Annotated in this window: 21 protein-coding genes and 3 pseudogenes; 7 read left to right on the top strand and 17 right to left on the bottom strand. The window is 55.3% G+C overall.

The window, feature by feature from the left end; genetic code table 11:
- The first annotated feature begins 389 nt into the window (after window positions 1-389).
- The 4 genes and pseudogenes from tzs (at window position 390) to G6L97_RS27615 (ending at window position 3,651) form a co-directional block, all read left to right on the top strand.
- A pseudogene (gene tzs, locus G6L97_RS27630) lies at window positions 390-1,120 on the top strand ((dimethylallyl)adenosine tRNA methylthiotransferase).
- A 439-nt stretch (window positions 1,121-1,559) separates the two neighbouring features.
- Window positions 1,560-1,802, top strand: coding sequence for a hypothetical protein (locus tag G6L97_RS27625; RefSeq protein WP_174004682.1), 243 nt, complete (start codon window positions 1,560-1,562; stop codon window positions 1,800-1,802).
- 462 nt (window positions 1,803-2,264) lie between these two features.
- Window positions 2,265-2,975 (top strand): hypothetical protein, encoded by a 711-nt coding sequence (locus G6L97_RS27620; protein WP_174004681.1) that lies wholly within the window; start codon window positions 2,265-2,267, stop codon window positions 2,973-2,975.
- 361 nt (window positions 2,976-3,336) lie between these two features.
- Window positions 3,337-3,651 carry a hypothetical protein gene (locus G6L97_RS27615; protein ID WP_174004679.1) on the top strand — a complete coding sequence of 105 codons (315 nt, stop codon included), beginning with the start codon at window positions 3,337-3,339 and terminating at the stop codon, window positions 3,649-3,651.
- A gap of 457 nt (window positions 3,652-4,108) precedes the next feature.
- On the opposite strand, the gene G6L97_RS27610 is transcribed toward G6L97_RS27615, so the two are convergent.
- Window positions 4,109-5,050: a hypothetical protein gene (locus G6L97_RS27610; protein WP_174004677.1), complete on the bottom strand. Its 942-nt coding sequence runs from the start codon at window positions 5,048-5,050 to the stop codon at window positions 4,109-4,111.
- A gap of 372 nt (window positions 5,051-5,422) precedes the next feature.
- Here G6L97_RS27610 and G6L97_RS27605 point away from each other — a divergent pair.
- Window positions 5,423-5,691, top strand: a pseudogene (locus G6L97_RS27605) (hypothetical protein).
- 7 nt (window positions 5,692-5,698) lie between these two features.
- Window positions 5,699-6,843: pseudogene (locus tag G6L97_RS27600) on the top strand (type II toxin-antitoxin system HipA family toxin); the annotation flags it as partial.
- A gap of 129 nt (window positions 6,844-6,972) precedes the next feature.
- On the opposite strand, the gene G6L97_RS27595 reads toward G6L97_RS27600, so the two are convergent.
- The 3 genes from G6L97_RS27595 to G6L97_RS27585 all read right to left on the bottom strand — a co-directional run bounded on the left by G6L97_RS27595 (window position 6,973) and on the right by G6L97_RS27585 (window position 12,144).
- Window positions 6,973-7,407: a VirK family protein gene (locus G6L97_RS27595; RefSeq protein ID WP_174004675.1), complete on the bottom strand. Its 435-nt coding sequence runs from the start codon at window positions 7,405-7,407 to the stop codon at window positions 6,973-6,975.
- A 2,225-nt stretch (window positions 7,408-9,632) separates the two neighbouring features.
- On the bottom strand, window positions 9,633-10,808 hold the full coding sequence (locus G6L97_RS27590; protein WP_174004673.1) for a cytochrome P450: 1,176 nt from the start codon (window positions 10,806-10,808) through the stop codon (window positions 9,633-9,635).
- Window positions 10,809-10,884: 76 nt separating this feature from the next.
- Window positions 10,885-12,144, bottom strand: a complete 1,260-nt coding sequence (locus G6L97_RS27585; protein WP_174004671.1) for a cytochrome P450 — start codon at window positions 12,142-12,144, stop codon at window positions 10,885-10,887.
- 477 nt (window positions 12,145-12,621) lie between these two features.
- On the opposite strand from G6L97_RS27585, the gene G6L97_RS27580 reads away from it, so the two are divergent.
- The gene (locus G6L97_RS27580) at window positions 12,622-13,035 is read left to right on the top strand and encodes a hypothetical protein (RefSeq protein WP_211391384.1); all 414 of its coding nucleotides are present in this window, start codon (window positions 12,622-12,624) and stop codon (window positions 13,033-13,035) included.
- 48 nt (window positions 13,036-13,083) lie between these two features.
- On the opposite strand, the gene G6L97_RS27575 is transcribed toward G6L97_RS27580, so the two are convergent.
- The 13 genes from G6L97_RS27575 to G6L97_RS27515 all read right to left on the bottom strand — a co-directional run bounded on the left by G6L97_RS27575 (window position 13,084) and on the right by G6L97_RS27515 (window position 23,608).
- Window positions 13,084-14,010 carry a tyrosine-type recombinase/integrase gene (locus G6L97_RS27575; RefSeq protein ID WP_174004669.1) on the bottom strand — a complete coding sequence of 309 codons (927 nt, stop codon included), beginning with the start codon at window positions 14,008-14,010 and terminating at the stop codon, window positions 13,084-13,086.
- Window positions 14,000-14,254, bottom strand: a complete 255-nt coding sequence (locus G6L97_RS27570; RefSeq protein WP_211391382.1) for a site-specific integrase — start codon at window positions 14,252-14,254, stop codon at window positions 14,000-14,002. The genes G6L97_RS27575 and G6L97_RS27570 overlap by 11 nt, the downstream gene beginning before the upstream one ends.
- 9 nt (window positions 14,255-14,263) lie before the next feature.
- On the bottom strand, window positions 14,264-14,383 hold the full coding sequence (locus G6L97_RS27565) for a hypothetical protein (protein WP_407655376.1): 120 nt from the start codon (window positions 14,381-14,383) through the stop codon (window positions 14,264-14,266).
- A gap of 166 nt (window positions 14,384-14,549) precedes the next feature.
- Entirely contained in the window at window positions 14,550-15,128 is a 579-nt protein-coding gene (locus G6L97_RS27560; protein ID WP_174004667.1) for a P-loop NTPase family protein, read from the bottom strand.
- 34 nt (window positions 15,129-15,162) lie between these two features.
- Window positions 15,163-16,146, bottom strand: a complete 984-nt coding sequence (locus tag G6L97_RS27555; protein WP_174004665.1) for an aldose 1-epimerase family protein — start codon at window positions 16,144-16,146, stop codon at window positions 15,163-15,165.
- Between the two features lie 20 nt (window positions 16,147-16,166).
- Window positions 16,167-16,523: an NUDIX hydrolase gene (locus tag G6L97_RS27550; protein ID WP_233278960.1), complete on the bottom strand. Its 357-nt coding sequence runs from the start codon at window positions 16,521-16,523 to the stop codon at window positions 16,167-16,169.
- 101 nt (window positions 16,524-16,624) lie between these two features.
- Window positions 16,625-17,443, bottom strand: a complete 819-nt coding sequence (locus tag G6L97_RS27545) for an inositol monophosphatase family protein (RefSeq protein ID WP_156619735.1) — start codon at window positions 17,441-17,443, stop codon at window positions 16,625-16,627.
- Entirely contained in the window at window positions 17,436-18,236 is an 801-nt protein-coding gene (locus G6L97_RS27540; RefSeq protein ID WP_174004661.1) for a glycerophosphodiester phosphodiesterase family protein, read from the bottom strand. The genes G6L97_RS27545 and G6L97_RS27540 overlap by 8 nt, the downstream gene beginning before the upstream one ends.
- Window positions 18,237-18,251: 15 nt before the next feature.
- On the bottom strand, window positions 18,252-19,112 hold the full coding sequence (locus tag G6L97_RS27535) for an ABC transporter permease (RefSeq protein ID WP_174004659.1): 861 nt from the start codon (window positions 19,110-19,112) through the stop codon (window positions 18,252-18,254).
- Complete coding sequence (locus G6L97_RS27530; protein ID WP_003523857.1) at window positions 19,105-20,031, bottom strand: ABC transporter permease; 927 nt, start codon at window positions 20,029-20,031, stop codon at window positions 19,105-19,107. The genes G6L97_RS27535 and G6L97_RS27530 overlap by 8 nt, the downstream gene beginning before the upstream one ends.
- Window positions 20,028-21,047, bottom strand: a complete 1,020-nt coding sequence (locus G6L97_RS27525) for an oligopeptide/dipeptide ABC transporter ATP-binding protein (RefSeq protein WP_010974903.1) — start codon at window positions 21,045-21,047, stop codon at window positions 20,028-20,030. The genes G6L97_RS27530 and G6L97_RS27525 overlap by 4 nt, the downstream gene beginning before the upstream one ends.
- Window positions 21,044-21,982, bottom strand: a complete 939-nt coding sequence (locus tag G6L97_RS27520; RefSeq protein ID WP_065698653.1) for an ABC transporter ATP-binding protein — start codon at window positions 21,980-21,982, stop codon at window positions 21,044-21,046. The genes G6L97_RS27525 and G6L97_RS27520 overlap by 4 nt, the downstream gene beginning before the upstream one ends.
- A 60-nt stretch (window positions 21,983-22,042) precedes the next feature.
- Complete coding sequence (locus G6L97_RS27515) at window positions 22,043-23,608, bottom strand: ABC transporter substrate-binding protein (protein WP_174004657.1); 1,566 nt, start codon at window positions 23,606-23,608, stop codon at window positions 22,043-22,045.
- Window positions 23,609-23,655 lie beyond the last annotated feature (47 nt).

Raw genomic sequence — 23,655 nt, 5'->3', positions numbered from 1 at the left:
TCTTCAGCGGCATTTTTCATTTCAGGTGACCAAGCAAAGCTGCAACACGAACTGTCAGGTGCTGACGGAGCATACCGCGCGGCCGATGTGGCTTCCCTACTCAAATCGCCTATCCGCTTTTCGACGTTGCGTTAACGGGGTGCGCTGCATTCACCATAAGCAGGTGTCGGGGCCAAACTCCTCAATTGTTCAGGAGGACAACGGGATGGAAACTCTCATGGCCGAATGAGCCGGCAACGTCAAAAATGTACGATTACAAATGTAGCGCGATATTAGTTCAGCAGATTGCGTAAAGCTGGTAAAAATCATGCAGTAAAACATCATAATCCGAATTGAAAAATCTGGTTTGGAACAGATGGGATATCCCATTAAATTTATATGAGGCGCACATGTTACTCCATCTCATCTACGGACCGACTTGCAGCGGCAAAACGGACATGGCGATCCAAATCGCACAAGAAACCGGGTGGCCGGTGGTTGCCCTTGATCGTGTGCAATGCTGTCCTCAAATCGCGACAGGTAGCGGAAGACCTTTGGAATCGGAATTGCAATCAACGCGGAGAATATATTTGGATTCCCGCCCCCTCACCGAGGGCATCCTTGACGCTGAGAGTGCCCATCGTCGACTCATATTCGAAGTGGATTGGCGGAAGTCCGAAGAGGGTCTTATTCTCGAGGGCGGGTCGATTTCGCTTCTCAATTGCATGGCTAAAAGTCCGTTTTGGAGATCGGGTTTTCAATGGCATGTCAAGCGGCTACGTCTTGGGGATTCGGACGCCTTTCTCACCCGAGCCAAGCAACGCGTTGCGGAAATGTTTGCCATCCGGGAAGATCGCCCCTCGTTGTTGGAGGAGTTGGCGGAACTCTGGAACTACCCTGCCGCTCGACCGATTTTGGAAGATATCGACGGATATCGCTGCGCAATTCGTTTTGCGCGCGAACACGATCTCGCAATCAGCCAGTTGCCAAATATTGATGCGGGGCGGCACGTAGAGCTCATAGAGGCCATAGCTAATGAATATCTTGAACATGCGCTCTCGCAGGAGCGCGATTTTCCTCAGTGGCCAGAAGATGCGCAGGACAGCCTGTTTGCCCGGTCACGCTGACGCGAATTCAGTGATTCGCCGCTTCATCATTTGACCTGCGTGTTGGATGGCCATCGGCGGCGCAGCATCGGTCGGCGTCACCTCCAAGCGCGACATGCGGCGCGCCAAAGCTATTCGCACATCTTATTTGAGTAAGTGATTTCTTTCGAAGCACCTCGGTCGGCGCTCGGTCCTCGAGGGATTTGGCCGCTTCCGAGTTTCAGCAGTTGCAGATTTCGATTAGCCGGCGTCGGTCAGGCTTCAAAGTCGACTTCCATCAAAGCCATTTTGGTTACACGTCGACATTGCATCTCAGCAAGACGAGTGGCTGTGCCGACTGATATCGACCGATTGCCATTACGTACAGCAGGCTTATTCGGTTACATTTGAAACCAATCTTTGGTCTCCTGTAATCATTATACTGCTGATGGACTGCACATATCGTCGGTAAGCTTACACAAGGAGTACGATGACATGGGGCACCAAAAGAAATCAGACAAGCGCCTGGGCTACTCGTATCTGCGACTGGCAACTATCGACGGCGTATCCCTGCCTGATCTACAACTATCGCCCGACCGGCAGCAGCGCCCGACTTCGACGAAGAGGTCCTTTTTCGAGCAATTGCTCCTGGATTTTGCGTTCGGTTGCGAACTATTTTATCCGATCCAGCTATATGAGCATCTTGCAACGCGCGAGGGGGAAGACCAAGAGCGCTGACCCGCAAGTGAGAATAACGATTCGATGGATTTGGGAGAAATCCAACCAGCCGCCGCGCTCCTGGTTTGAATCCCAAGTCCATTGGATTTCCAAGTGCCATGATGAAAATTGTCGCCACGCTGGACGAAAACCAACGTGGTATCTCACTCGTCAACACCTGCAAATTCCAACCATAGGTCGGCGAGTGGACGGAGGATATCATGGACAATATCGATGCGACGCAAGCAAAGAACGGCTCGGGCACATAGGCTTCAACAGGTGCGAACCTGCGCGGCAGGAACATCAAAAGATGGTAAGAAAGTCAATCGGGAACCTGACCGGTATACGGTGCGCGCAAGGCGCAGTCCAGATATTGCTGCCGGTATCATATATGCTGACAACGCGCGCTCGCCTCCCAAAATCAACGCAATTTGACCGCAGGGTTCGCCCATCAAATTTGCCCCACAAAGGATTTCACTCTCCGTGTCATTATGCGCTTCGAAATGTATTCGCATCGCCGCACTTGCAGCGGCCTCCATCGTGCTGGGCACCCAGATCGCAATTGCGCAAGAACCGTCTAGCGGGTCTCAGTGGCTGAACACGCCGGCATCTCAAGTGGAAGCGCTTGCGGTCCTCCAGACCTTGAATGCCAATCTCCTGAGTAACGCCAGTGCTACGTTGACCCTTGACCGCTGGTGCGCCGGGCACAAGCTCGCACCGGAAGGTTCCAAGATCGTAGCTTGGCGTGTGCGCGGGCAAGACAAGCCGGCCGATGATCACATCCGTGAACTCCTGACCGTCGGACCCGACGAGCCGATCGCTTATCGCCGCGTTCGCCTAGTCTGCGGCGACCGCGTCTTGTCCGAGGCCGACAATTGGTATGTGCCGGCAAGATTAACGGCCGAGATGAATCAGGCATTGAATACCAGCGATATCGCGTTTGGCAGAGCCGTTCTGGCTCTCAATTTCACACGCACCAATCTATCTGCCAAGCTACTCTGGTCTCCTCTATCCGAAGGCTGGGACATGGACGGCTTGATTGCGTCTGGGAGGGGATCTCTTGCCCTGCCGCCATTCCTGCTCGAACATCGTGCTGTGCTGAAACTTCCTGACGGCACGCCGTTTAGTACCTTGGTAGAAAGCTACACAAGCAAAGTATTAGACTTTCCGGTTCCACGCTCGCTTGCTCAGTAGTGTTTTGCGACGGCTACCGAATTCACTGCTCGAAAGCGAACGGATCGATTCGAGTCATACAGATCGCTTTTCAAGCTCTGGAGCTCGCTATGAAGGCGTGCTGCACAGGATCGGCTCGTCGGAGCCGTGTTGGACGGCTGGCTGAAAACATTTGGGCGAGGCTGGCCATCCTACCGCGGTTGTCTCCCCAGATCATTCATGAAGGGACTGGCTCAGACGGCCAGCGCTAATGTTCCCGTGATACGTCAATAGGTTCGCCGATCGATACTGTTCATGCCACGATCGGCTAGCGGCTCCATCCCCTATAAGAGACGCGAACGCACTTTGCCGCGAGAGGGAAGCCTATTTTCACAATAGCCGGTTGGCGCAGGCGGCGGACGATCCGCTGCGCCTTAACTGCTTGTTTTTCTTCCCGCCCTGGATGCGCGGATGCGCGGGAGCAACACGGATAGCTATGGTTATCGGGAAGAACGATGTCAGGTTCAAAAGCTCTACGGAGTGGGCGATTAATCGCGCCGAAGAGATTGTGTCCGCCCAAGAAGTGAATTTGCTTCGCTCGACATCGGAAGGTCGTCGATGGAGCACCGATTATTGTGTCATGCGCCTGACTATTGCGATTATTGAAGCGCTGAACGAAGGTCGCAATTTTGAACAAGCCCGTTCGACGTCGTTTTAAAGCACTGATCGCCAGCCGCCAAGCGCGGTTTGTGCTCTATTTTGCCCAATCTCATTGCCGGTCACGGAGATCAGTGGAATTTTAGCCCTCTCACCAAAGGCTAAGTTGGTGAGAGGGCGTGTCGCTGACACGGGGTGTCGATGGTGTCAACGACCAGGGCAAGATGCCAATACCCCAAAAGGAGTCCGATGAACATCCGGCTCTGATCGCAAGGTTCGTGCAAAATTTGCGACCGGCTATCCAAGCCGATCATGAGTTCCATCGGTGGGCCAGTTATTCACCAGCCACGAGAAGCTGAACTTTTGGGTGCTATCTGGCAGACTGATATCGGCTTAGATGCGCAATCCGGCGAAAGCTACAGGCAACGCAGCTCGAATTGTGGGAGCCTCGCCAAGCGGGCGCAATGGGCCAAACAGCGATTGGCAGCCATATTGTTAAGGCAACCGAAGCATATAGCTCACCGCATTGTTCCGGAATTCTCTCTCCCCCTGGGAGAGGCCACCAGCTCAGCTCGTGCATGATTGTAGGCGTTTGCAATGGATTTCGCGATCGGCCGTACGGCATGAAATTGCTCGTTCGAACTAATTGGCGCATCTGTTATCAATGCATCGACTGATTTCTCAATCGCGTCGACGGTCTTTTCCAAAAATGGGCCTTGCGACGCGGGCGTACGGCCGGACACAGAAAGGTCTGCAATATTCCGGCCTTGATCCCGATGATGGGTCGTACTGGCATAAACTTGTGCAAGCTCCTCATGATCAACTATCGCGTTCAGAATTTGAGCCTTTTGAGTGTCGTTTAAATGATCATGCCCACTTATGAGCGCTTGGGCAGCGCTACGGCGAGTGTCTACCGATTCATCTTGTCTAAAAATGTCAATCGCTCGGCCTACCAACCTGTTTCTATTTGCCGCATCAAAATCACCGAGGTGCCGCGCAACGCTGGCAATCGCCAAAGCTTGATCAGATGCTTCAGACAAATCGAGAACGTGATCTACGAACGTACGTTTTGCCCCTGAAGACTGGAATTTAAGAATTGGTCCGACACTATGTGTTCGGGATGATGGAAAGATGGGTCCGTCGGCAGGGTCAGCTCCGGGATGTTCCGGTAAGCGATCGTCGGTTATTGTTGCCTTATACAGGGCCCTGGCTGAAGCACCAAGCCGGTTGACTCGAGCATGAAATAAGGCAACAGGGCTTGCTTGAACCGCATCCCGTACTTGGCGACCTGCGAGCTGAAAATTCGTGAGATTATTTGCCGTTTCCACCGGATTGTCGGAGTGCAAATGTGTCGCAATTTCGGCGTGCAGTTCAGGTGGAAAATGAGTTTTTCGTTCCGCATCCCTCCCAACAGCGGAAGGGTCTTGAGGGATGCCGGTCTGCTGCTTTTCTCCATCCATTGATCAGCCTCCAATATCGCTTCGACTACCCGACTCTACCACTTGGGCATGGGCGGCCGAACCGATTTCACGCTACATTTGAAATCGCACCCTCGTCGGGCTAGGATTCGTCCAAGGGATGCGGAAAGAAACTCCACGAAAAGGCGTTTCATTGCTATCACCCGCAATTATGCCGCTACGGTGAAGGCATCAGCACATTAAAAGCTTCCTCGTGAGACAGAGAAGTGAAACTATCTTCTTTTCGGCTAGCTCAACCTGATGAGAGATGCTCACGGGTGGGTTTGGAGAAACGACTCACTTTCGGATCGAGCGATAGGATATTTGTAATCTTCGCGCTACGTAATTTGATAGTCTGTAGCGTGAAGGTGACAAATGCCGACTCCCCGCAATCCTGCCATAGTGCGGCGTACACTGCGCAAGCTCGGCGCAGACGTACAAGACGCTCGCCAGCGTCGCCGGTTGCCGATGGCAGTCGTTGCGGAACGCGCCTTTAGTCCCGCTCTACCTTGCAAAGGGTCGAAGCCGAGGACACCAATGTCAGCATCTGCATTTATACCGGCGTTCTGCAGGCACTGGCCAGGGCCGACCTGTCCAAGCACGTCCATCCCAAGCGCCTGACCGGATCGTCCCGCGACGGCTGACTTCGAGGTGCATATTGACCTTGACGGCCGAGCGCGCCCGAGGCACAGAGACCATCCTCTTCGAGTACCTAGGGGACCCGGACCGCTTCTCGCTGGAGCCAGCGCTTGCACTGACGCACGGCGCTTTCGCTCATCCTGCCGGACTAGCGACGTTCGGCTCCATCGGCGACTCCGCGCCGGATACTTGGGGACGCCACCTCATGCAGCGCGCCGAGCGCCGCCTCGCCGAACGCGAAGGCTGCGCCGTTCGTACCCTAGCCGAAAGCGACTACCTGCTTGGCGTCGCCGACGAGACCCGGCCTGGCGCACTCCGCTTCCGCTGGGTTGGCGAGGAGGTTTTCCAGGCAGCGATTCGTGCTGGCGTTCCTGCCCTGATCGAGCTTGGTCGGCTACTCCAGATCACCGAGCACATCCTCCGGGACGAGGAAACGGATGAGGACCTCCAACTCATCTTTGCCCCAGGCTCCTCCCTTGGCGATGCCTGCCCGAAGGCGTCGGTTATCGACCAACATGGTCGACTCTCAAACGCGAAATTCCCGAAGGAGACCAACGACTACAGCATGGAGAGCAGGAAAGAGATCGCGCTGCGGCTGGCCGGCCAGGCCGGTATCGTCACTCCTCGGCACGAGCTGATCGACGTCGCCGGCAAGGCCGTCATGTTGTCGCGACGCTTCGATCGCGAAGGGGCGATCCGCACCCCGTTCCTTTCGACGATGGCGACGATGGGCGGCGAGCGCGGCAGCTCTCCGGAGATCGTCGATGCCTTTGCCAAACACGGCGCCCAAGGTAAGACGGACGCCCATGTCCTCTATCGGCGTGTCGTCTTCAATGTGCTGATTTCCAATGTCGACGATCACCTGCAATCACGGTTTCCTGTGGCTGAGAAAGGCGGACTGGTCTCTCTCGCCGGCATACGACCTCAATCCCGTTCCGACCGATCTGAAGGCTCGGGAGCTGACGGCGAACATCGATCTCGAGGAGGGCACCTGCTCACTCGATCTGCTGGAGGCCGCGTCGGAGTTCTTCGCGCTCACGCTGCCGCAGGCCCGCGTGATTATCAAAGAGGTCGCGACCGTGACCGCAACCTGGCGCGATACCGCCAAGGCGATCGGCGCCCGCTCAGCCGAGATCAACCGCATCGCCAGCACCTTCATGCCGATTTCAAACGGGCGCTTGCGCTATGACGAGTACCTTTTTCATAACTCGAACCACCATCTGCAAATTGCCTCGCCGGGCAGATTAAGCCAAATCTGATTGGCGTCACACAGGAGTCAGAGATCACTATGGAGCGAAGAAACTCAACCCGTGACTGATCGCGCACTTGTAGTCCAAGCTGGTACCTTTTCTCTCGTAGCTTGGCATGTTGAATACGACCATAGTCAGTTCGGCGTCACCGTCCAACCGGATTTGGTAGCGAAGAAACTGAAGAATAGGCTTACCGTCACGATCAATAGTAAAGTGCTGATCCGCAAAAGCGAGGGTGCCGTCAGAAGTGATTCTATACCCATCTATGCGAATGCCTCCGCGCGTCTTCGTCGGCGGTGTATCGTCGGTCCCCGGAGTACACAAACTTAAATCGACCATAACGTCCACTGGCTTGCCGGTAGTCAGTGCAAGCGTAATCTCGGGAAAGGTTGCTAGTACATGACTATCATTGGCAGCGTTTGCAGCCGTAGCCAAAAGTATCCCAAACAGGGTGGTTAACATAAGTTTCATAGGTGATCCTATTTAGATTGACTAAAAGAAGGTAAGCCATTGAGCTTTGAGATGAGGAGTCAGTCGCCTTAGCAAGCCCTGCCTTGCAGTCGCCCCGTCCGCTTGATGAGAAGCAATTTCTCAGCGGGGACGATGATTCCACTAGGATGGCGTTTTCGGCATCTCCATGTTTCTGTTTGGTATGAAGTGTTGAGGGCGGCGGATTTCCCGTGAAGCTCCGAGCGCCATGAGGCGATCCACGCGCTCATTCGCACGCGCTCCGGTGCTTCGAGACATTGCAGTTCACGGACAGCAAAACGCAATTCCGGAGTGCGGGCCGCGCCGTTGCACTATCGCCACTGTGAGAATTTTCAGGCCCCGTATTCGGCTGTTTATTTCCGCGCATGGACAGGGCTCCGAAACGGTCCTCTTTTCCAAAGGCTGCACTCAGGGAAGATCGGCTCAATTGATACCCCTTTGCATTTTTTAGTTCAGTGCAGTCGACGCTGCATCACCGTGTTGCACCAAACCGCAACCAGAGGGGTGGGGCCGGATAGGTAAGGCTTTCTAACCTAGGCGTTTTAGGCCGCAGCGTGAAACCGGAAAAACCGCTGCGTCTACCATCCCTATCACGTCCGGTTGACACGGCCCTGCAGACGAACGTAGGCTCGGACGGTTTCAGAAGGATTTCAGGAACGCCGGCGAAAGCTTCATTTGAAACAAATGAGGCCGCACACTCGAGACCTGATGTCCCTTAAGAATTTGCTAGGGAAGTGATAGGGGATCAAACTGCATTCGCGTCATGGGGCGGTTCAACTAAAGACGTCCCCAAAATTCCCGTCAGCGGCAAGACGATGCGATGTGTCAACTTACAACAGCGCGGTGGATCCAGGAAATTATCGCGATAGTCCAGAGCGACTTCTGTCACGTGAAGAAGCGTCTAGCTCGGCTCGCGTACGGTTGTAGACCTCATTGATATTTTTCTCAAAGCTTTCGTTCGTCGTTAGGAGTCCCACTGCATTTGGACCGCCTCTCGCTAACGACGCACTATATCTCTCAATTGTCTCAATTACTGTGTCTACAGCTCTGACCTCAGGCTCCGCCGCGTCCCTATATCGTCTAGGATTTGCGTCCATGGTTTTTTGAACCTCGAAATCGGCTATGGCTCGGCCAAACAGGGGAGACAGTCGCGGACGGCTGCTCCTCTCTTGTTGTATGCGAGCCAGTTGATCCGCATTTAGGTACTTTTCGCCTTGGATTAGCACGTCGGCCGCAGGGCATTTCTGGCCCATATTCCAGGTCAAAGGGGGGTCTAGCCGCAAAATTTCGATAGAGCGTTCGATAAGTCGCGTCTTGTTTGCTTCACCAAGTTCATCCAAGTGTTTTATGACACTAAGAATTGCGTCGCACTGAGCAGATTCGGGCAAATTGAGGATATTGGTGACAAATCTCGATTTTCCCGCTTCAGACTGGAACTTAAGAATTGGGCCAACGGCTCGCGTTCTGGCCGTCGGAGAGGGTCGGTTCGTCTCCCACTCAGGTAATTGATTTCCGGGAATGACCGTATCGAACACGGTTTTGGCGGAGGCGCCAATTCGTTTCATTCGTGCGTGATATTTTCCGACGGGATCACTTGTAACGGCTTCACGACCTGCACGCCCTGTACGTTCCAGGCTTCCAAGATTTCGTGCCGTTTCTACCGGGTCCTGGGTAGGAATATAAGTTGCCACCTTAGCCAAAAGCTCGGGAGGCATATCCCTATTTGTCGATGTAGAATGGACTTCCGTACGGGAAGCTTTGGATTCATCATCTAAGCTTCGTTGGCTGGGCTCCATCGTGCATGCACCTTCTTTCTCTCAATCGGTCGGAGCCTACTGTGATCAAGAGAGAGCCTCAATTTTTATTGTATTACTTTTGCAATTAACACCCTGTGATTCAATTGACCTGGTACAAATGCAAGATGTTGAGGTAGTAATTTTCCGAAACCGAGGGATGAGTAGTATCTTAGCGCCGTAGATGGTCACCCTCACGTTTAAGCGCCCAGCGATGCCGATTGCCACAGGCAGAATGACATAGGAAAATAGCTTATGGTCAATCTTATAGTGTGATATTAATCAGACTATAGCATGATTGCTTCTCCTAACGCGCATGCTTCAGGCTGACTGATTATAAAGATAATCTTTACATTTCGATTCTTTGAAACGGTCGCATTCCTACGGCTTAATGCCAAGCGACAGCGGTTACGATTATATAAGCGTAACCGGTAGACTAATCGGTCCGCGGAAGCCGAAGCCGCGCCATTGCACCGCGTCCGGGTTAGTCAGCGTCATGTTCGGAAAACGTTCAAACAGCATAGGCAACATGATCGCCCCGACGGTTTGACGCGAGATTGGCGCACCGGCACAGTGATGCGGCCCCGAGCCGAAGGACTGGTGCGCATTATTCTGGCGGAAGACATTGAAGCGCTCTCCGTCGTCAAAGACATCTTCGTCACGATTGGCAGAGGCTTGGATGGTCATCACGGTATCGCCCTTCGGGACAAGAAAACCGCGAATTTCCGTGTCCTCCAGGACGAGGCGCGAACTCGCCTGGATCGGAGCAACCCAGCGCACGCCCTCCTCGAAGACCTGCTCCCAGCACTGCTGCCTCTTAACCTCCTCGAACTGCTCCGGATTGGTCAGCAATCCATAGACGATCGTGCCGAGAGCGTCGCGAGGCTCGTTGATGCCTCCGCCGATGGCGATCTTGATGTTGGCGTAAATCTGACTCATGGGTATGGGATCAGATGCGTTCACCATGATCGCGAAAGCCGAGGGGTTCGGTTCCGCCCGGTGCTTTTCGACCAAGTTGTCGAAGAGCCGGTTCATCTCCGCATTGGCTTCGTTTGACCGCTCGAAAGGCTCAGGCCGCCATCCGAAGTTGCCCGCCCCTTCAATTAGCCGCTGCGACCAACGTATCATTTCTGCGTCGGATGCTTCGCTAATTCCAAGGATATGAGCCAGGATACGGGCAGCCACCGGGCCACAGATCTCCGCGAACAGATCTACTGTGCTGCCGCGGGAAAGGCGATCAAGATACTCGTTTACGATGTCCCGATAGATCGCCGCCCAATGCTCCGCGGTCGTTTTGGGAGCAAAGGCCTTAACCATGGCCATTCTTTCGCGGGCGTGTTCCGCGCCGTCCTTGCGCATTAGAGTATGGGCCTGGAAGGCCGGCTTCATTGGCGTGTTTGGGTCATCCGAACTGAAGCGCCTGGGCTGATCCTTCACCATCTTCGTGTCGGAGGCCTTGGTCAGAAACGTTCGCATCACTGAGGCGACCCGCACCACCGGGGTCTGCGCGCGCATTCGGCGATAAATCGGATAGGGATCAAGTGTAAGGTCGTCGATTGTGGTTACGCGATCCACTGGTGCCAATTGCATTGGGAGTTCTCCCGGTTCATTTAACCCTGGCTGTGATACGCAACGTCATCTCCGTCAACAGAATGGAACGGTGACCTCACCGATCGACGCCCAGATTGACTGTCATCCCCGTGGCGCGCCGTGCACCCCCGTGACCTATCATCCGTGGCCAGTCGCCTGTCACCCTAAGGCTCGGCGCGCGGCGCAGAAGTGTTCCAAGTCCTTCTTGCAATTCAATCCGCGCCAGAGCTTCGCCGAGGCACCGATGCACACCCGCGCCAAATCCGAGGTGCCTGCGCATTTGTTTGCGTTTTATGTCAAAAAGCTGAGGATGCTCGTAGTGTCTCTCGTCCCGCAGGCCGGACATGATGCTTAGGGCTAGGAAACTTCCCTTTGGCAATACGTACCCATCCAGATCAATATCTTCGAGCGCCAACCGCGGGAAAGACCCAACTGATGGCTCGAAGCGGAGCCCTTCCTCCACTGCGGCCGCGACGCCGGATTGATCGTGGCATAGAGAGGACCAGACAACAGGATTTTGCAGCAAAAGAGTCGGCAGCATCACCATCGCGTTACGAGTTGCATCGCTTCCGGCGAGTATGAGAAACACCAATTGCATGATCTCCTCGATGGGTGAAAGCGTTCCTTCTTCCCGCACCGCTTTCAAGTAGCAAGAGAGGAAGTCATCGCTTATACGTCGGCTGCGATCCGCTACCACTGCCCGGACATAATCCTGGAGCTCGACGGCAGAAGCCTCAATCTCCGGAAAATCGTCTTCTCCCCACGAAGGACTCAAGCAGCGCGAAACTTTGTAGACAAGTCGCGTGAAGAAAGGTGCATCCCCAAATGGCAAACCAAGTACACTGGCAATCGTTAGCGCAGGCAATTTCGACGCATACATTTCAGCAAAGTCAAAATCGTCAACTCTCTGTACATCGTCCCACAACTGCTCCGTTAACTTCGTGATCTCCGGGCGTAGCGCGTCGATCATCCGGAATGCAAAGGTCTTCGCAAAGGCTGAGCGCCGTTTCACATGAACCTCGCCGTTTGAAAAGAGCATGCTGTAGCGGATTAAGTCGAAAACGGCGCCGCCGGTTACGCCTCGATTTAACATGAGTTCTGTTTCTATTTGCCTCGTACGAGGATCGGTGCCCAGCAGAAAGATATCATCCGCGCGGAGAACCAAAAAGACGCCGTCCTCCCTCCGAAGGAACGGGCGCTTAGGTCGCCATTCAGCAAAAATTTCATGGCCTTCAGAATCAAGCCTGCTTACAGGAACAGCATCAGGATCGAGCTCTTTTGGCTGCGTGGCGTTTTGAAACTGCTGGTCGGTCCCAGAAATGCTGCTCGTGATCATTTTTACATACTTTCATCGAAAGTCGATACCAGAATCGACGTAAACCGTATGGGAATTCAAATCCTTAGCTTCAATAATAAGCCTTCGGTTTAACGTAGCAACAAAAGATATGTCGACAAATTTGAATCTCGTTTCATCTGTAATATGGTCGAAATTATATTTCCGGCTTTGGTGCTTGAGGCGCTCGTCGCACAGGCCGCAGGCTACCGTCGACCAACTTTGTCCGTCGCGGACTTGGTGGAAAGCTGTAGGGATTGCGCCTAAGTTTGCCGCAAATGCATTGTCCATTTTAAGCACAAAAGTTAGATGTGCGAATTCCACTCTGAACCCGGCCGCCATTCCAATCATTGACCGGCCACCGTTCCGATCTGAAGCCGGCCACCATTCCTATCAATAACCGGTCAGTTTCCGGCACTCAAGTTCCCCTGGGTCAGCAACACTGGCATGTGTCCCCTCGATATCCACGAGGGGAATTTAATGCCTGCAAAAAGAAAGCTGACCATGCGACACATACGACAAATGCTGCTGCTTGCGGGTAGCGGAACGAGTAGCCGCGAGATCGCTGTAATGCTTGGCATTGCTCGCAGCACCGTGCAGGACAACTTGAAGCGGGCTGCGATGGCAGGGCTAAGTTGGCCCCTCGCCAGCGGCCTGACAGACGATGTTCTCGAGGCCAAGCTCTTCGTTCACCCCGGCGTCAAGCAGGGCCAGCGACTGCGCCAAGAGCCCGACTGGGGACCGCTTTCAATCGAGCTGAAGAAGCCAGGCGTGACGCTGCTGATTCTTTGGGAGGAATACCGCAGCGCCCATCCGGATGGGTATGGATATAGCCGTTATGTTGCGGCCAAATTTATGTTGCGGCTGCAGGCGATGAGCCAAGGATCTCGGTGATTTCCTTGGCCCAAGCCGCCACATAAGAAGAACGGCGATTGTAGTTGCCTACAACCCTTTCAGGAATGCCATCAAGGACGGCAGGGATCGTGGCCGTGGGGGCTCTGTCAAGCCGCTGATATCCACCTTGGCCAACGCCTTGGCCTTCATTTCCAGATCTACCTCGGCGTAGATGTGTGTGGTGTCCAACGACACATGGCCCAGCCACGCGCGGATCGTGTTGATATCAACGCCCGCACGCAGGAGGTGGACGGCTGTCGTGTGCCGAATGGTATGGGGGCTGACGCGCTTCGTGGCCAGAGTCGGCACGGTTTTGCTCGCCGTAGCGGCATATTGCGTCACGACGCGGTGTATTCCGAACCGTGTCAAAGGTTCCTTCATTCGCCCCAGAAAGACTGCATCGCTCCTATCCCGATCGGTCACGAGGCGAGCCAGCGATATCGCCGTCGCCGGCCACAATGGGCAGATCCGGATCTTGTTTCCCTTGCCACGAAGGCGCACTGACGGAGACGCGCCCAGCTGAAGATTGCCGATCGTCAATTTTGCTGCCTCATCGGCGCACGCGCCACTGTTGTACAAGAATAAAAGCAGAGCATGGTCGCGCACCCCAAGATTTGTACGCCTGTCGGGTTGATCGAGGAGCGCATCCATCTCGGCCTTTTCGAGATAGCCGATCGCGGCCTTTGCCGTCTTCTTGAATGGGATTGCCCTTATCTCGGAACACCAGGCCAGGTGGACCGGCGAACGCATGCCGATGAAGCGTGCCAGTGAATGAATGGTCGCAAGCCGTTGGTTACGGGTTACTTCGCTGCATCGGCGATCAAGTTCCAGATGGTCCAGGAATTTGCGGACGATTGCCGGCGTCAGCGTGTCGCGGTAGCTGGCTTGGGTGTTGCGAGAAAGATTGCGTTCGGCGACCAAATGCTCCAACAGGAAACGACGGATCCAGGGACCAAGGAGGCTCTCATCCTTCATGGTCGGCCCCCATTGCACACTGCGCAAAGCGCTGGCTGGCTGCATCGAGGAGATCCGGCGTCATGTGCAAATAGCGCTGCGTTGAACGTATATCGATGTGGCCAAGGTAGGTTGCGAGTTGCGGGAGCAACCGTTGCACGTCTTGACCGGAGCGATACCAGGCAATCACCCGGTGCACGGCCGCCGTGTGACGAATATCGTGCAGTCGTGGCGGCCGAAGCTCGCCGATAAGCGTCGACGACATCGGTGAGCATCATTGCAGCGCCCCCAGGTCGAATGCACCAACCTCGCGAAGGGCTGCCAAGTTCACCTTGGCGTAGATACTGGTTGTCGCCGCGCTGCGGTGTCCCAAGTGGTCCCCGATCTCCTTTATCGACAGACCTTCGGCAAGAAGCCGAGAGGCGCAGGCATGGCGTAACGCGGGGCTGCGCGATAAGCTCGATCCGACGTTACGTTTGTCGGACGCATAGCTTCAAGCACGCGGCACCACTCCAAAGTTGCAGACCATCTGAAACCGACAGTGGGATCATCGATCGATGTCAGACGACGCTATCAGACCTAAAACGGTCGCCCGCCGGAGCACCTGTGACCTCACGCGATCTCCTATCGGCCACCGGCTCAATTGCAGCAATGAATGCCGAAAGGCGAGACGGCGACGTGAAGCGAAACACGCGGCCGGGAAACCTTCCCATCAGCACCAGATCTTGCTCTCGTTGTTCTTTTCGATATTTGATAACAAAGCGTAGGAAAGACCAATCGAAGCGTTCAGGGCACCCTGGTATAAGTTCATCATCGCGATTGCGACCCAACCCGACGGCTGTTCTCCGGATTACCCGCCAGACGCAAAGCCAAGTCGGATAGTTGAGGTGGATAAGCGTGTCGGCCGCTGCCAACCGATGCTCAAGTGTACCGCTGTAGTTTCCGTCCATAATCCACGCCGATTGCGAGAGTAAGCTCGCGATCGTCCTTTCCCATGCTGCGCGATCCGGCCGCTGCCAACCCGGCAGCCAGTAATGTCGATCAAGATGTACGAGAGGAAGATCGGTGATCTTGGCGAGCTGCTTCGCAAGCGTGGATTTTCCAGCACCTGGGCAACCGACGATCAAGACGCGTTTCATTTCCTGTCCCCCGTTTGAGGCCCTACCAGCTCCTTTAGTTGGAACAACAGCAATCGGTCAGTTCAACTTGCAACGAGTTCTTGCAGCTTTCGCCAGGCAGAAGCAAAGGTCTGTCCTGTGCCAGGTCGGTGCGGGGTTCGATGCCGAGCGCAAACACTCCGGACTGATAAGCTCTCCAGATAGCAAGCTTGTTCAGTTGGTCGCGAGTGAACGTCAGGCCGACGGATATGTCGAGTTCACGGTTGCTGACAACGATCGGATCCGCTTCCGGAATCTCTAGGCTATCGACCGAGTCGACGTATTCGCCGTAATCGTCACTTGGCCGAGGTGGATCCACGACCAATTTTGCCGCAAGGAGCTCAGGAAGACCCGTGATCTCGAGGTTCTGATCCAGAAACGGATAGCCGTAGTTCAGGTGATAGATTATTGCATGTCCAGACGGGCGAAACCCCCGGTTTGTCACTGTGTCGTCAATCCGCAGCGCCTGACCAAAGACTGGTAAAGTGATCCTCCGTCTCAGCTCCAGGTTTTCGCCGAAGACACTTGCCTGCCTGACGATCCCCTCACAGAAGATCTCACCGGATTCTGGGTCGACGTCATATCCGACCAATCTTGCTTTTTCGGTCGAGATTCTGCCATGCTGAGGCATGCTTTTCGTCTTCAGGTGCGGATGATTATAGTGGGCAATATCAACTTCCAGAGGACGGCTGATGTGGTCGAGCCCGCATGTCACAAGGAAGCCATCGAAGTTGCGCATGAAAGCCCAGCCGCCTTCGGAGCCTGGATCAACCATTGGAAAACGCATCTGAGTCGGCGAGTTCCAACCAATATTGGTCCCCCTGAACGAAAGGCTGGAAATATCGAAGCCGCGATCCAACGCCACTTCGAACGCAATTCCTGTTGCATTTCGAGCGATCAACAGCCGTTGGCCACGCGCCGGACCGTCCTCGAGGGTCGCCAGCCGGATATCTGCTATGGCTCTTAGGTCGGGTGTTTTCTTGAGAAGTTCGATGTCCATGTCGTCCTCAATTGTGTGGGTCACTGCTGTCGCAGCTTTAAAAGCAGTTGTTTGAGCTCCGGCTCGATAACCAATCCAGAAGCTTCCTCCGGAGAAAACCACCTGATCTGGCGTTGTCCTTTCTCGGGGAAATCATCCTTCAGGGTCGATACGGTCAGCAGGTGAACCTGAACCAGACAAGGGATGAATTCGTCATGTGATACCTTCTTGTCATAGCGGTAGTGACCATACGGGTTTTTGCAGACTCTTCCCCGCACGCCGGCTTCTTCCCAAGCTTCCTCCCGTGCGACTCGATGAAGCTTTTTCCTGCCCTCCGACCAGCCCTTGGGGATTACCCAGCGGCCAGTTTCGCGGCTGGTGATCAGAAGCGCTTCCATCTCGCTGTTAATAAGGCTTGTCGAGCGTACGCAAATCGCGCCGCATTGGTCCGCGTCGACCAATGGCGATCTGTGACCGTTATTGTCAGAGGCGCGCCGCATTATGCGGCCAGCGCCACTTTATCGAGCAACGGCTTCACCTTCTCCAGGAAGTCGTGGCTTCCACAAGCAAACCGGAGTTTGGCCGACAAGTCGGTCCTGTCCCAGTCGATCGTATCCGCAACACCCAGATTGCTCAAAATAGGCAACGCTGCCATAACGTCCCACGTCGAGTCTCCCAATGAAACGTAGCCATCTGTCTCGCCCATGGCCACCTCGACCATCGAGAGTGTCGCAGCGCCGCAGAAACGGAAGCTGATATTGAGATCATCCGAGATATAACGGATGACTTCGAGCCTGTCCGCTGTCGAAGCCGAAGGATGGTAGCTGAACCCGGTCGATGCACGCGACATATCGAGCGGCGGAAGTGGCTTGACCGCCATGCCGTTGAGCTTCGTCTCCACCGTTTTCCCTCCAACAAACATCAGGTTTCGGACTGGAGCGAAGATAACCCCGAATGTAGGACGCTTGTTTTCATAGAGACCGATGGAAATTGCCCAGTTCTGACCGCCGCGGACGAAATTGAATGTCCCATCAATCGGATCGATCACCCAGATACGACCTGAACGCCCTTTGATTTCGCCCCCTTCTTCTCCAAATACGCCGTCTGCGGGAAACGCCTCCCGCAACTGCGCGATAAGAAATGTTTCGACCTCCTTGTCCGCCTTCGTCACAAGATCGAGATGTCCCTTGGTCTCGACCGACAGGCTCGATAGGGAGCGGAAATGAGCGAGGGCAAGGTCGCCTGCCTTGCGCGCGATCTCTTCCACAATCGAAGCTGTTTCTCCTGCGTGAGATGTCGATGTGTCCCGATCAGCCATTTGCACGGTCCTTGAGCCTGGCGACCTGTGCGACGTCGTCGCCGAGCAACTGATCCAACTGACCTTCACGAACCCACTGAACGACCTGCGTTTCCACGTCCACGCCGTACTGCGCGAGTTTTTCATGGTACCCCGTCGGTAGGTAGCAAAAAGCGGCAAATCCCTCGTTGTGGAGTTGGCGGGCTTCACCGCTGGCGAAATGGTAGATCTCGATGTTCATGGCATCGAGATTGGCCTGACGGGCAAGGGCGGCTGGATCGATGAGGCGCGAATGCATCAGGCCAACGGTCGGTACCTCGGGAATTGCTTCCTTGACGGCCTTCAGCTGAACGTAGTCGAAGGAAGAGAACTGGAGGAGATCCGCACAGCCCAATTCATCGATGAGCGTCCTCAACTTTGGGAAGAAGACGTCGTTCGCGTCGTAGATCTTCAGTTCAAGCTGATAGATAATGCCAAGCTCACGGGCGAACTGAAGCGCGTCCTTAAGTAGCGGCACACGCTCTCCGACAAACTCCGAACTGAACCAACTCCCTGCGTCGAGTTTCGACAACTCCGAATAGGTCATGTCGTGAACGATGCCGTGACCGTCTGTTGTGCGGTCGACGGTCTTGTCGTGAATAAGCACAAGTTCTCCATCGCGGGTAATTCCGAGATCGGTTTCGCATGTGACGTTACGTCCGCCGAATTCAAACGCCTTCCGAAACGCCGCGAGCGTGTTTTCGGGGGCGCCGGCGCTGTGGCCGCGATGGCCGCCCAGGCGGATCGTCTCCGGTGTCATTCTGAGAGGGTTCATTTTCATTCCTTTCGTTTATCGCAGGCGCGCGTCGAAGCGATCGCGCAAGTAGTCGCCGAGCAGGCTGATGGACAGGGTGGTGAGAACAATAACAACGCCGGGCAACGCGATGAGCCACCAGGCAATCGCGATATAGTTTCTGCCGTCTGCGACCATCAGCCCAAGGCTCGTTTCCGGCGGTTGGATCCCAAGCCCAAGGAAGCTCAATCCGCTTTCGAGCAGGATGATATCCGGGAAATTCAGGGTGATTTGAACGATGAGCGGTCCAGCAATGTTTGGAAGGACGTGGCGCACATAGATCCGAAGCGATGGTACGCCGACGATGCGCGCCGCCTCCGCATATCCCTCCTGGTTCGCACTCAAGACGAGGCCACGCGTCAGCCGCGCATAACGCTCGAATGATGCGACACCAACGAGCATAAGAAGTATCAGCGGGCTTGACCCGAGAAACGCCAGGACACCAAGCGCGAAGATTATAAAGGGCACGGAAGCCTTCGCGTCTGCGAAGCCCATAATGAGATTGTCGACCCAGCCACCGAAATGTGCCGCAAGAAATCCGAGGGTCGTACCGATGAACGCGCAGATGAGAGAACCGACAAGAGCGATCATCAAAGACGTCTGGGTAGCGACCAGAATGTTGCTGAGCACGTCACGACCGAGATAATCAGTTCCCAGCAAATGTCCCGGCGCACCCGTCGGCGCAAATCGCGCCAGAGGTGACTGCTGCAGATAGTCGAACGGTGCCAACCATTGCGCCGTCATGCCCACGAAGACGACAACCGCAATCCAGATCAGGCATAGCCAGATACTGATCGGAATGCGGCGGGCAGATTTCAGGAATTGCCGCTTTGGTAATGAGAGTGTCGTACTAGCCATTTTTTTGAAGCCTGATTTTCGGGTTCAGCACCGCATAGAGAACATCGACGATCAAGTTGATCGTGACCATGAACGCCGTGAAGAGAAGGATCATTGCCTGAACGACATTGAGATCGCTGAGCGTGATTGCTCGAACAAAACCGCTACCAAGCCCGGGCCAGGCGAATACGGTCTCTACGATAGCCGACCCCCCCAGCAAGCCAGCTGCAACGAAACCCAGCATGGTCACCATCGGGATCGCCGCGTTCGGGAGCGCGTGGCGGATAACCACTTCCCACTTGGGAATACCATCGGCGCGAGCCGCTGCGATATAGGGCTGTTCCAGAACTTCGATCAGCGCGGAACGTGCAAAGCGCGCAATCGCAGCCGCATTGACAAGACCGAATGTCGCAACGGGCAGGATCGCATGCTGCCAGGTGGAACTTCCCGAGCTCGGCAGCACACGAAACCAGACGGCAAACACGAAGATGAGCGTCAGTCCGAGCAAGAAATTTGGTACGCTATAGCCGAGAACAGCGCCTGCCATGACGGATTTGTCGGCGGCACTGTCGCGGCGGACTGCTGCGATGATTCCCGCGGGGATACCGACGAGTATGCTTAGCACGAATGCTGAAATCGTCAGCGTCAATGTCTTGGGTATACGTTCGGCGATGACGGTGAATACCTCACGACCGTCGGCTGCCGATACCCCGAAGTCGCCTCTGAGCGCGCTGGCGAGATAGATCAGGAACTGTTCAGGAATGGATCTGTCCAGGCCCCATGCTGTTCGGAATGCTGCCAGCGCCTCTGGCGTCGCGTTCTCGCCCAACATGGCCCGAGCTGGATCTCCACCCAACCTGAGAATGATGAAGACAAACGTCACGGTCAGCATCATGACAATGATCGCTCGAACGAGGCGTGCAAGGATGAAACTAATCATCGCGCCACCTCCATCATCTGCGCCGGATCAGTCTGCGCGACTATAGATCTCGGAAACTCTTCCGCTCTATGGCACGCTGCCAGTTGCCCACCCGCAGGCCGAAGCAGCGGCGTTTCTTTCGCACATCTTTCGATTGCAAAAGGACAGCGTGACCGGAAGGCACAGCCAGTCATTACCTTGCCAGCGTCGAGTTCCCCCTTGATCGGTGGTTCAATATTGCGGACCGTCGGGTCCATAGTGGGGACGGAGGCAAGCAATGCGCGGGTATAGGGATGGCGTGGCCACGCATAGACAGATTTGATATCGCCGGTTTCGACGACGCGGCCAAGATACATCACGACAATACGATCAACGAGATGGCGAACGATGCGCAGGTCGTGGGTGATGAACACATACGCCAGATCAAGCTCCTGCCAGAGCTGCCGAAGCAACGCAACGACCTGGGCTTGCACAGAGACGTCGAGCGCAGATACCGCCTCATCGAATACGACCAATTTGGGGTCGAGGATCAAAGCTCGGGCAATAACAACTCTTTGTCGCTGCCCTCCCGACATCTGATGTGGATAGCGGTTCATCATCGCGCTCGAGAGGCCGACCCGGTCCAGCATGGTTGCCGCCCGATCACGCGCGCCCGCGCGGTTGGCAACCCGGTGAACCCAGACGGCTTCAGCGATTTGCTCGCCGATCGTCATTTGTGGATTAAGGGCGGACAGCGGGTTTTGCTGTACCAGGGAGGTCTCCTTTCGGAACGTCGACCAGTCTCGCGCGCTACGATCTGTGTGCGCGAGTCCTTCGAACAAGACCTCTCCCTCGGTGGTGGAGGTCAAGCCGAGCAGAAGTCTACCGAGTGTCGATTTCCCGCTCCCAGATTCACCGACGACACCTACCCGCTCACGCGGCGCAAGTTCGAGATCAATTGAATTAACCGCCACATGTACCGATGGCTTTACGAAAAGCCCGGATTTCAGGCGAAAGACCTTGGTGACCCCGCGGGCCTGAAGAAGAGGCGCACTCATGGGCTCACCGGATGGTAACAGGCCGCGTCGTGGAACGCGCCGACGTTGACAGGCCCGGGAAAGCTCACGGAACATTGTTCGCTCGCGCGGGGACAGCGTGGGTGATAATAACATCCGGCAGGCAGGTTATCGAGAAGAGGAACAGAACCCGGGATTGGTACTGGCGGCTCCAGGTCGTCCGCATCGATCGTTGGCATGCAGCCGATCAGGGCGCGAGCGTAAGGATGCGCTGCACGCTCCAACAATTCCGCAACCGGCGCCGTTTCGACGATCTTTCCGCAATACATGACCGCCGCACGATCCGCGAGGCGGGCGATCACGCCAAGATCGTGCGACACGATCAAAAGCGCCATGCCTGTTTCAGATCTGAGTTCCTCCAGAAGATGAAGGATCTGCGCCTGCGTCGTGACATCGAGCGCTGTCGTGGGCTCGTCGGCGATCATCAGCTTAGGCTTCGCAGCGAGCGCGTGGGCAATCATGACGCGCTGGTTCATACCGCCCGAGAACTCATGAGGATAGGATCGCAGCCGACTTTTGGCGCGGTCGATACCGACACGTTCGAGAAGACGCATGGCCTCGAGCCGTGCATCGTTGCCCTCCAGACCCTGATGGCGATAAAGGCTGCTCTCGAGATAATAACCGATCGAATGAACCGGATTGAGGCTGCTGGTCGGGTCCTGATAGATCATGGCAATAGCCGGCTTGCCATCAGCCTTTGGTCCACTGTCCAGCTCAATAGTTCCGCCCGTCTGCGAAATCCCTCGCGGCAATGCCTTGGCTATTGCGTAACATGTCATGCTCTTTCCGCAGCCCGACTCCCCGACGAGTCCAAGCGTCTGCCCTGCATCCAGTGAAAAACTGACACCGTTGATGATTGTGATATCGCGCGCCGGCACCTGAACGACCAGGTCGCGAACTGTTAGTAGATTTGACAACTTAGGCTCCTCCAGGGCGACGCGCACACCTCGCGCGCGCCGCCTTCTCGATTAACGAGTTCAGCCGAAGCTGAGATTGTTGCGGAATTCCATCATCTCGAAGCTCACGGGCTTCCAGTGGACATCCTTGCGCGCGGCATAAACGTCATACGGCTGATAGAGAATGACGGCTGGCGCCTCCTCTTCGAAAATGTCCCGCATGCGATTGTAGGCGTCGAAGCGCTCCTTGCCATTCGGCAGAACCGTGACCTTCTGACATAATTCGTTGAACTCGGCCGGCGCCTTCCAACCCCAACGCTTTTGAACCTGACCATTCGGCCCGAATTCGGGGACGATCGTGGCGTAGGCATCGGTCATCCATTGGCCGTTGGACCAGTTTCTGATCCAGGTCTGGTTGTCCGGGGGGAAGCTACCCGGTGCGTAGGTTTTCATGACCACGTTCACACCGATCTGCTTCCACATTTCGATCATCATCATCAACGCAGGCATGGCGTTGGCATAATAGTTGCCCATCGTGTGATAGGTGATCGGCGTTCCATCGTAGCCGCTCTCCTTGACGAGACGCTTGGCCTCCTCGACATTATATTCCATGGCCTTACGCTTTGGATCGAAGGTTTCCCCATAGTTCGGGAAATTGAAGCCGGCCGGGATAGATGCTTGTTTCTTCCAGAGCGCTTCAACCATGATTGGCCGGTTGACAGCCAGAGCAAGAGCGCGCCGAAGCTTCTTATCCTTGAAAACTTCTTGGTTCATATTGAAGGTGAACATGTGGAAGTTTTCGATGAGCGTCCCGCGCGTTTCGAGGTCCGGATAGCTATTTATCAGCTGAATGTCGTCCGGCGTCAGGGTAGTGATGATATCGTATTCACCGCTGATCAGACCCGCGACGCGTGTGGCTGGCTCTGCGACGATCTGGTAGGTGATCTTCGATGCAGTCGGCTTTGGACCCCAGTAGGCGTCGTTGGCTTCCAGCACCACACGGTCGCCGGCAACAAATTCCACGAACTTGTACGGGCCTGTTCCAACGGGCTTGTTACCGAAATCTACTGCTCCCAGTTTCTTGTAGTATTCTTTGGGAACAATGCGGCTCATCCAGGATGCGACGAAGGTCTCGATGAGATAGCTCGGGGTCTTTGTGCGAAGTGTGACTGTGTATTTGTCCTCGACCACGGGCTCATCGAAATCGAGCGAATAGGATTTCCCAAGCGGGATTTTCTTGATCGCTTCGGGACCCCAAAGGCGTTCGGAAGAAAAGGTGTATGCGACATCGTCCGCGGTCAGTTCAACACCATCGTGGAACATGACCTTCTGCCGCAGCTTGAAGCGAACCGATTTCTCATCGATGCGCTCCCAGCTCTCGGCAAGTGCCGGAACGAGGTCGATGGCATTGCCGGGAGCTCCCTTCGCGAAAAAATCGCGCCCTATCAGCGTGTCGAATATCTGGTTGACGATACGCGGGCCGACATTGCTGATTGCATTGACCGGCTCCAGCGAGTTCGGCAATCCGTTCACACCCAGGCGAAGCGCCCGGCGTTCTTGCGCGAAGGTGAACTTCGCACCGGCAGTTGAAGCGACCGCTATCGCCGCGGTGCCCATCATAAAATTCCTGCGATTGGTCTTAAGCATGTGGTTTTCCTCCCAGCTCTGTTGAATGAGGCTTTAATTCGCGCGCG

Origin of the sequence: Agrobacterium tumefaciens (assembly GCF_013318015.2) — a bacterium.
In the GTDB taxonomy this organism is placed as follows: Bacteria; Pseudomonadota; Alphaproteobacteria; order Rhizobiales; family Rhizobiaceae; genus Agrobacterium; species Agrobacterium tumefaciens.
Note: the sequence above shows the minus strand (reverse complement) of the source record. Positions and strands in the feature narration are given on the sequence as shown.

Excerpts from the sequence above, each read along its gene's own strand:
- G6L97_RS27525 (WP_010974903.1), bottom strand. The coding sequence starts at position 21,047 with ATGAGTGCGCCTCTTCTTCAGGCCCGCGGGGTCACCAAGGTCTTTCGC.
- G6L97_RS27625 (WP_174004682.1), top strand. The coding sequence starts at position 1,560 with ATGGGGCACCAAAAGAAATCAGACAAGCGCCTGGGCTACTCGTATCTG.
- G6L97_RS27550 (WP_233278960.1), bottom strand. The coding sequence starts at position 16,523 with ATGGAAGCGCTTCTGATCACCAGCCGCGAAACTGGCCGCTGGGTAATC.
- G6L97_RS27575 (WP_174004669.1), bottom strand. The coding sequence starts at position 14,010 with ATGAAGGATGAGAGCCTCCTTGGTCCCTGGATCCGTCGTTTCCTGTTG.
- G6L97_RS27515 (WP_174004657.1), bottom strand. The coding sequence starts at position 23,608 with ATGCTTAAGACCAATCGCAGGAATTTTATGATGGGCACCGCGGCGATA.
- G6L97_RS27555 (WP_174004665.1), bottom strand. The coding sequence starts at position 16,146 with ATGGACATCGAACTTCTCAAGAAAACACCCGACCTAAGAGCCATAGCA.
- G6L97_RS27590 (WP_174004673.1), bottom strand. The coding sequence starts at position 10,808 with ATGCAATTGGCACCAGTGGATCGCGTAACCACAATCGACGACCTTACA.
- G6L97_RS27570 (WP_211391382.1), bottom strand. The coding sequence starts at position 14,254 with ATGTCGTCGACGCTTATCGGCGAGCTTCGGCCGCCACGACTGCACGAT.
- G6L97_RS27585 (WP_174004671.1), bottom strand. The coding sequence starts at position 12,144 with ATGATCACGAGCAGCATTTCTGGGACCGACCAGCAGTTTCAAAACGCC.
- G6L97_RS27580 (WP_211391384.1), top strand. The coding sequence starts at position 12,622 with ATGCCTGCAAAAAGAAAGCTGACCATGCGACACATACGACAAATGCTG.
- G6L97_RS27530 (WP_003523857.1), bottom strand. The coding sequence starts at position 20,031 with ATGATTAGTTTCATCCTTGCACGCCTCGTTCGAGCGATCATTGTCATG.
- G6L97_RS27540 (WP_174004661.1), bottom strand. The coding sequence starts at position 18,236 with ATGAACCCTCTCAGAATGACACCGGAGACGATCCGCCTGGGCGGCCAT.
- G6L97_RS27560 (WP_174004667.1), bottom strand. The coding sequence starts at position 15,128 with ATGAAACGCGTCTTGATCGTCGGTTGCCCAGGTGCTGGAAAATCCACG.
- G6L97_RS27610 (WP_174004677.1), bottom strand. The coding sequence starts at position 5,050 with ATGGATGGAGAAAAGCAGCAGACCGGCATCCCTCAAGACCCTTCCGCT.
- G6L97_RS27595 (WP_174004675.1), bottom strand. The coding sequence starts at position 7,407 with ATGAAACTTATGTTAACCACCCTGTTTGGGATACTTTTGGCTACGGCT.
- G6L97_RS27535 (WP_174004659.1), bottom strand. The coding sequence starts at position 19,112 with ATGGCTAGTACGACACTCTCATTACCAAAGCGGCAATTCCTGAAATCT.
- G6L97_RS27545 (WP_156619735.1), bottom strand. The coding sequence starts at position 17,443 with ATGGCTGATCGGGACACATCGACATCTCACGCAGGAGAAACAGCTTCG.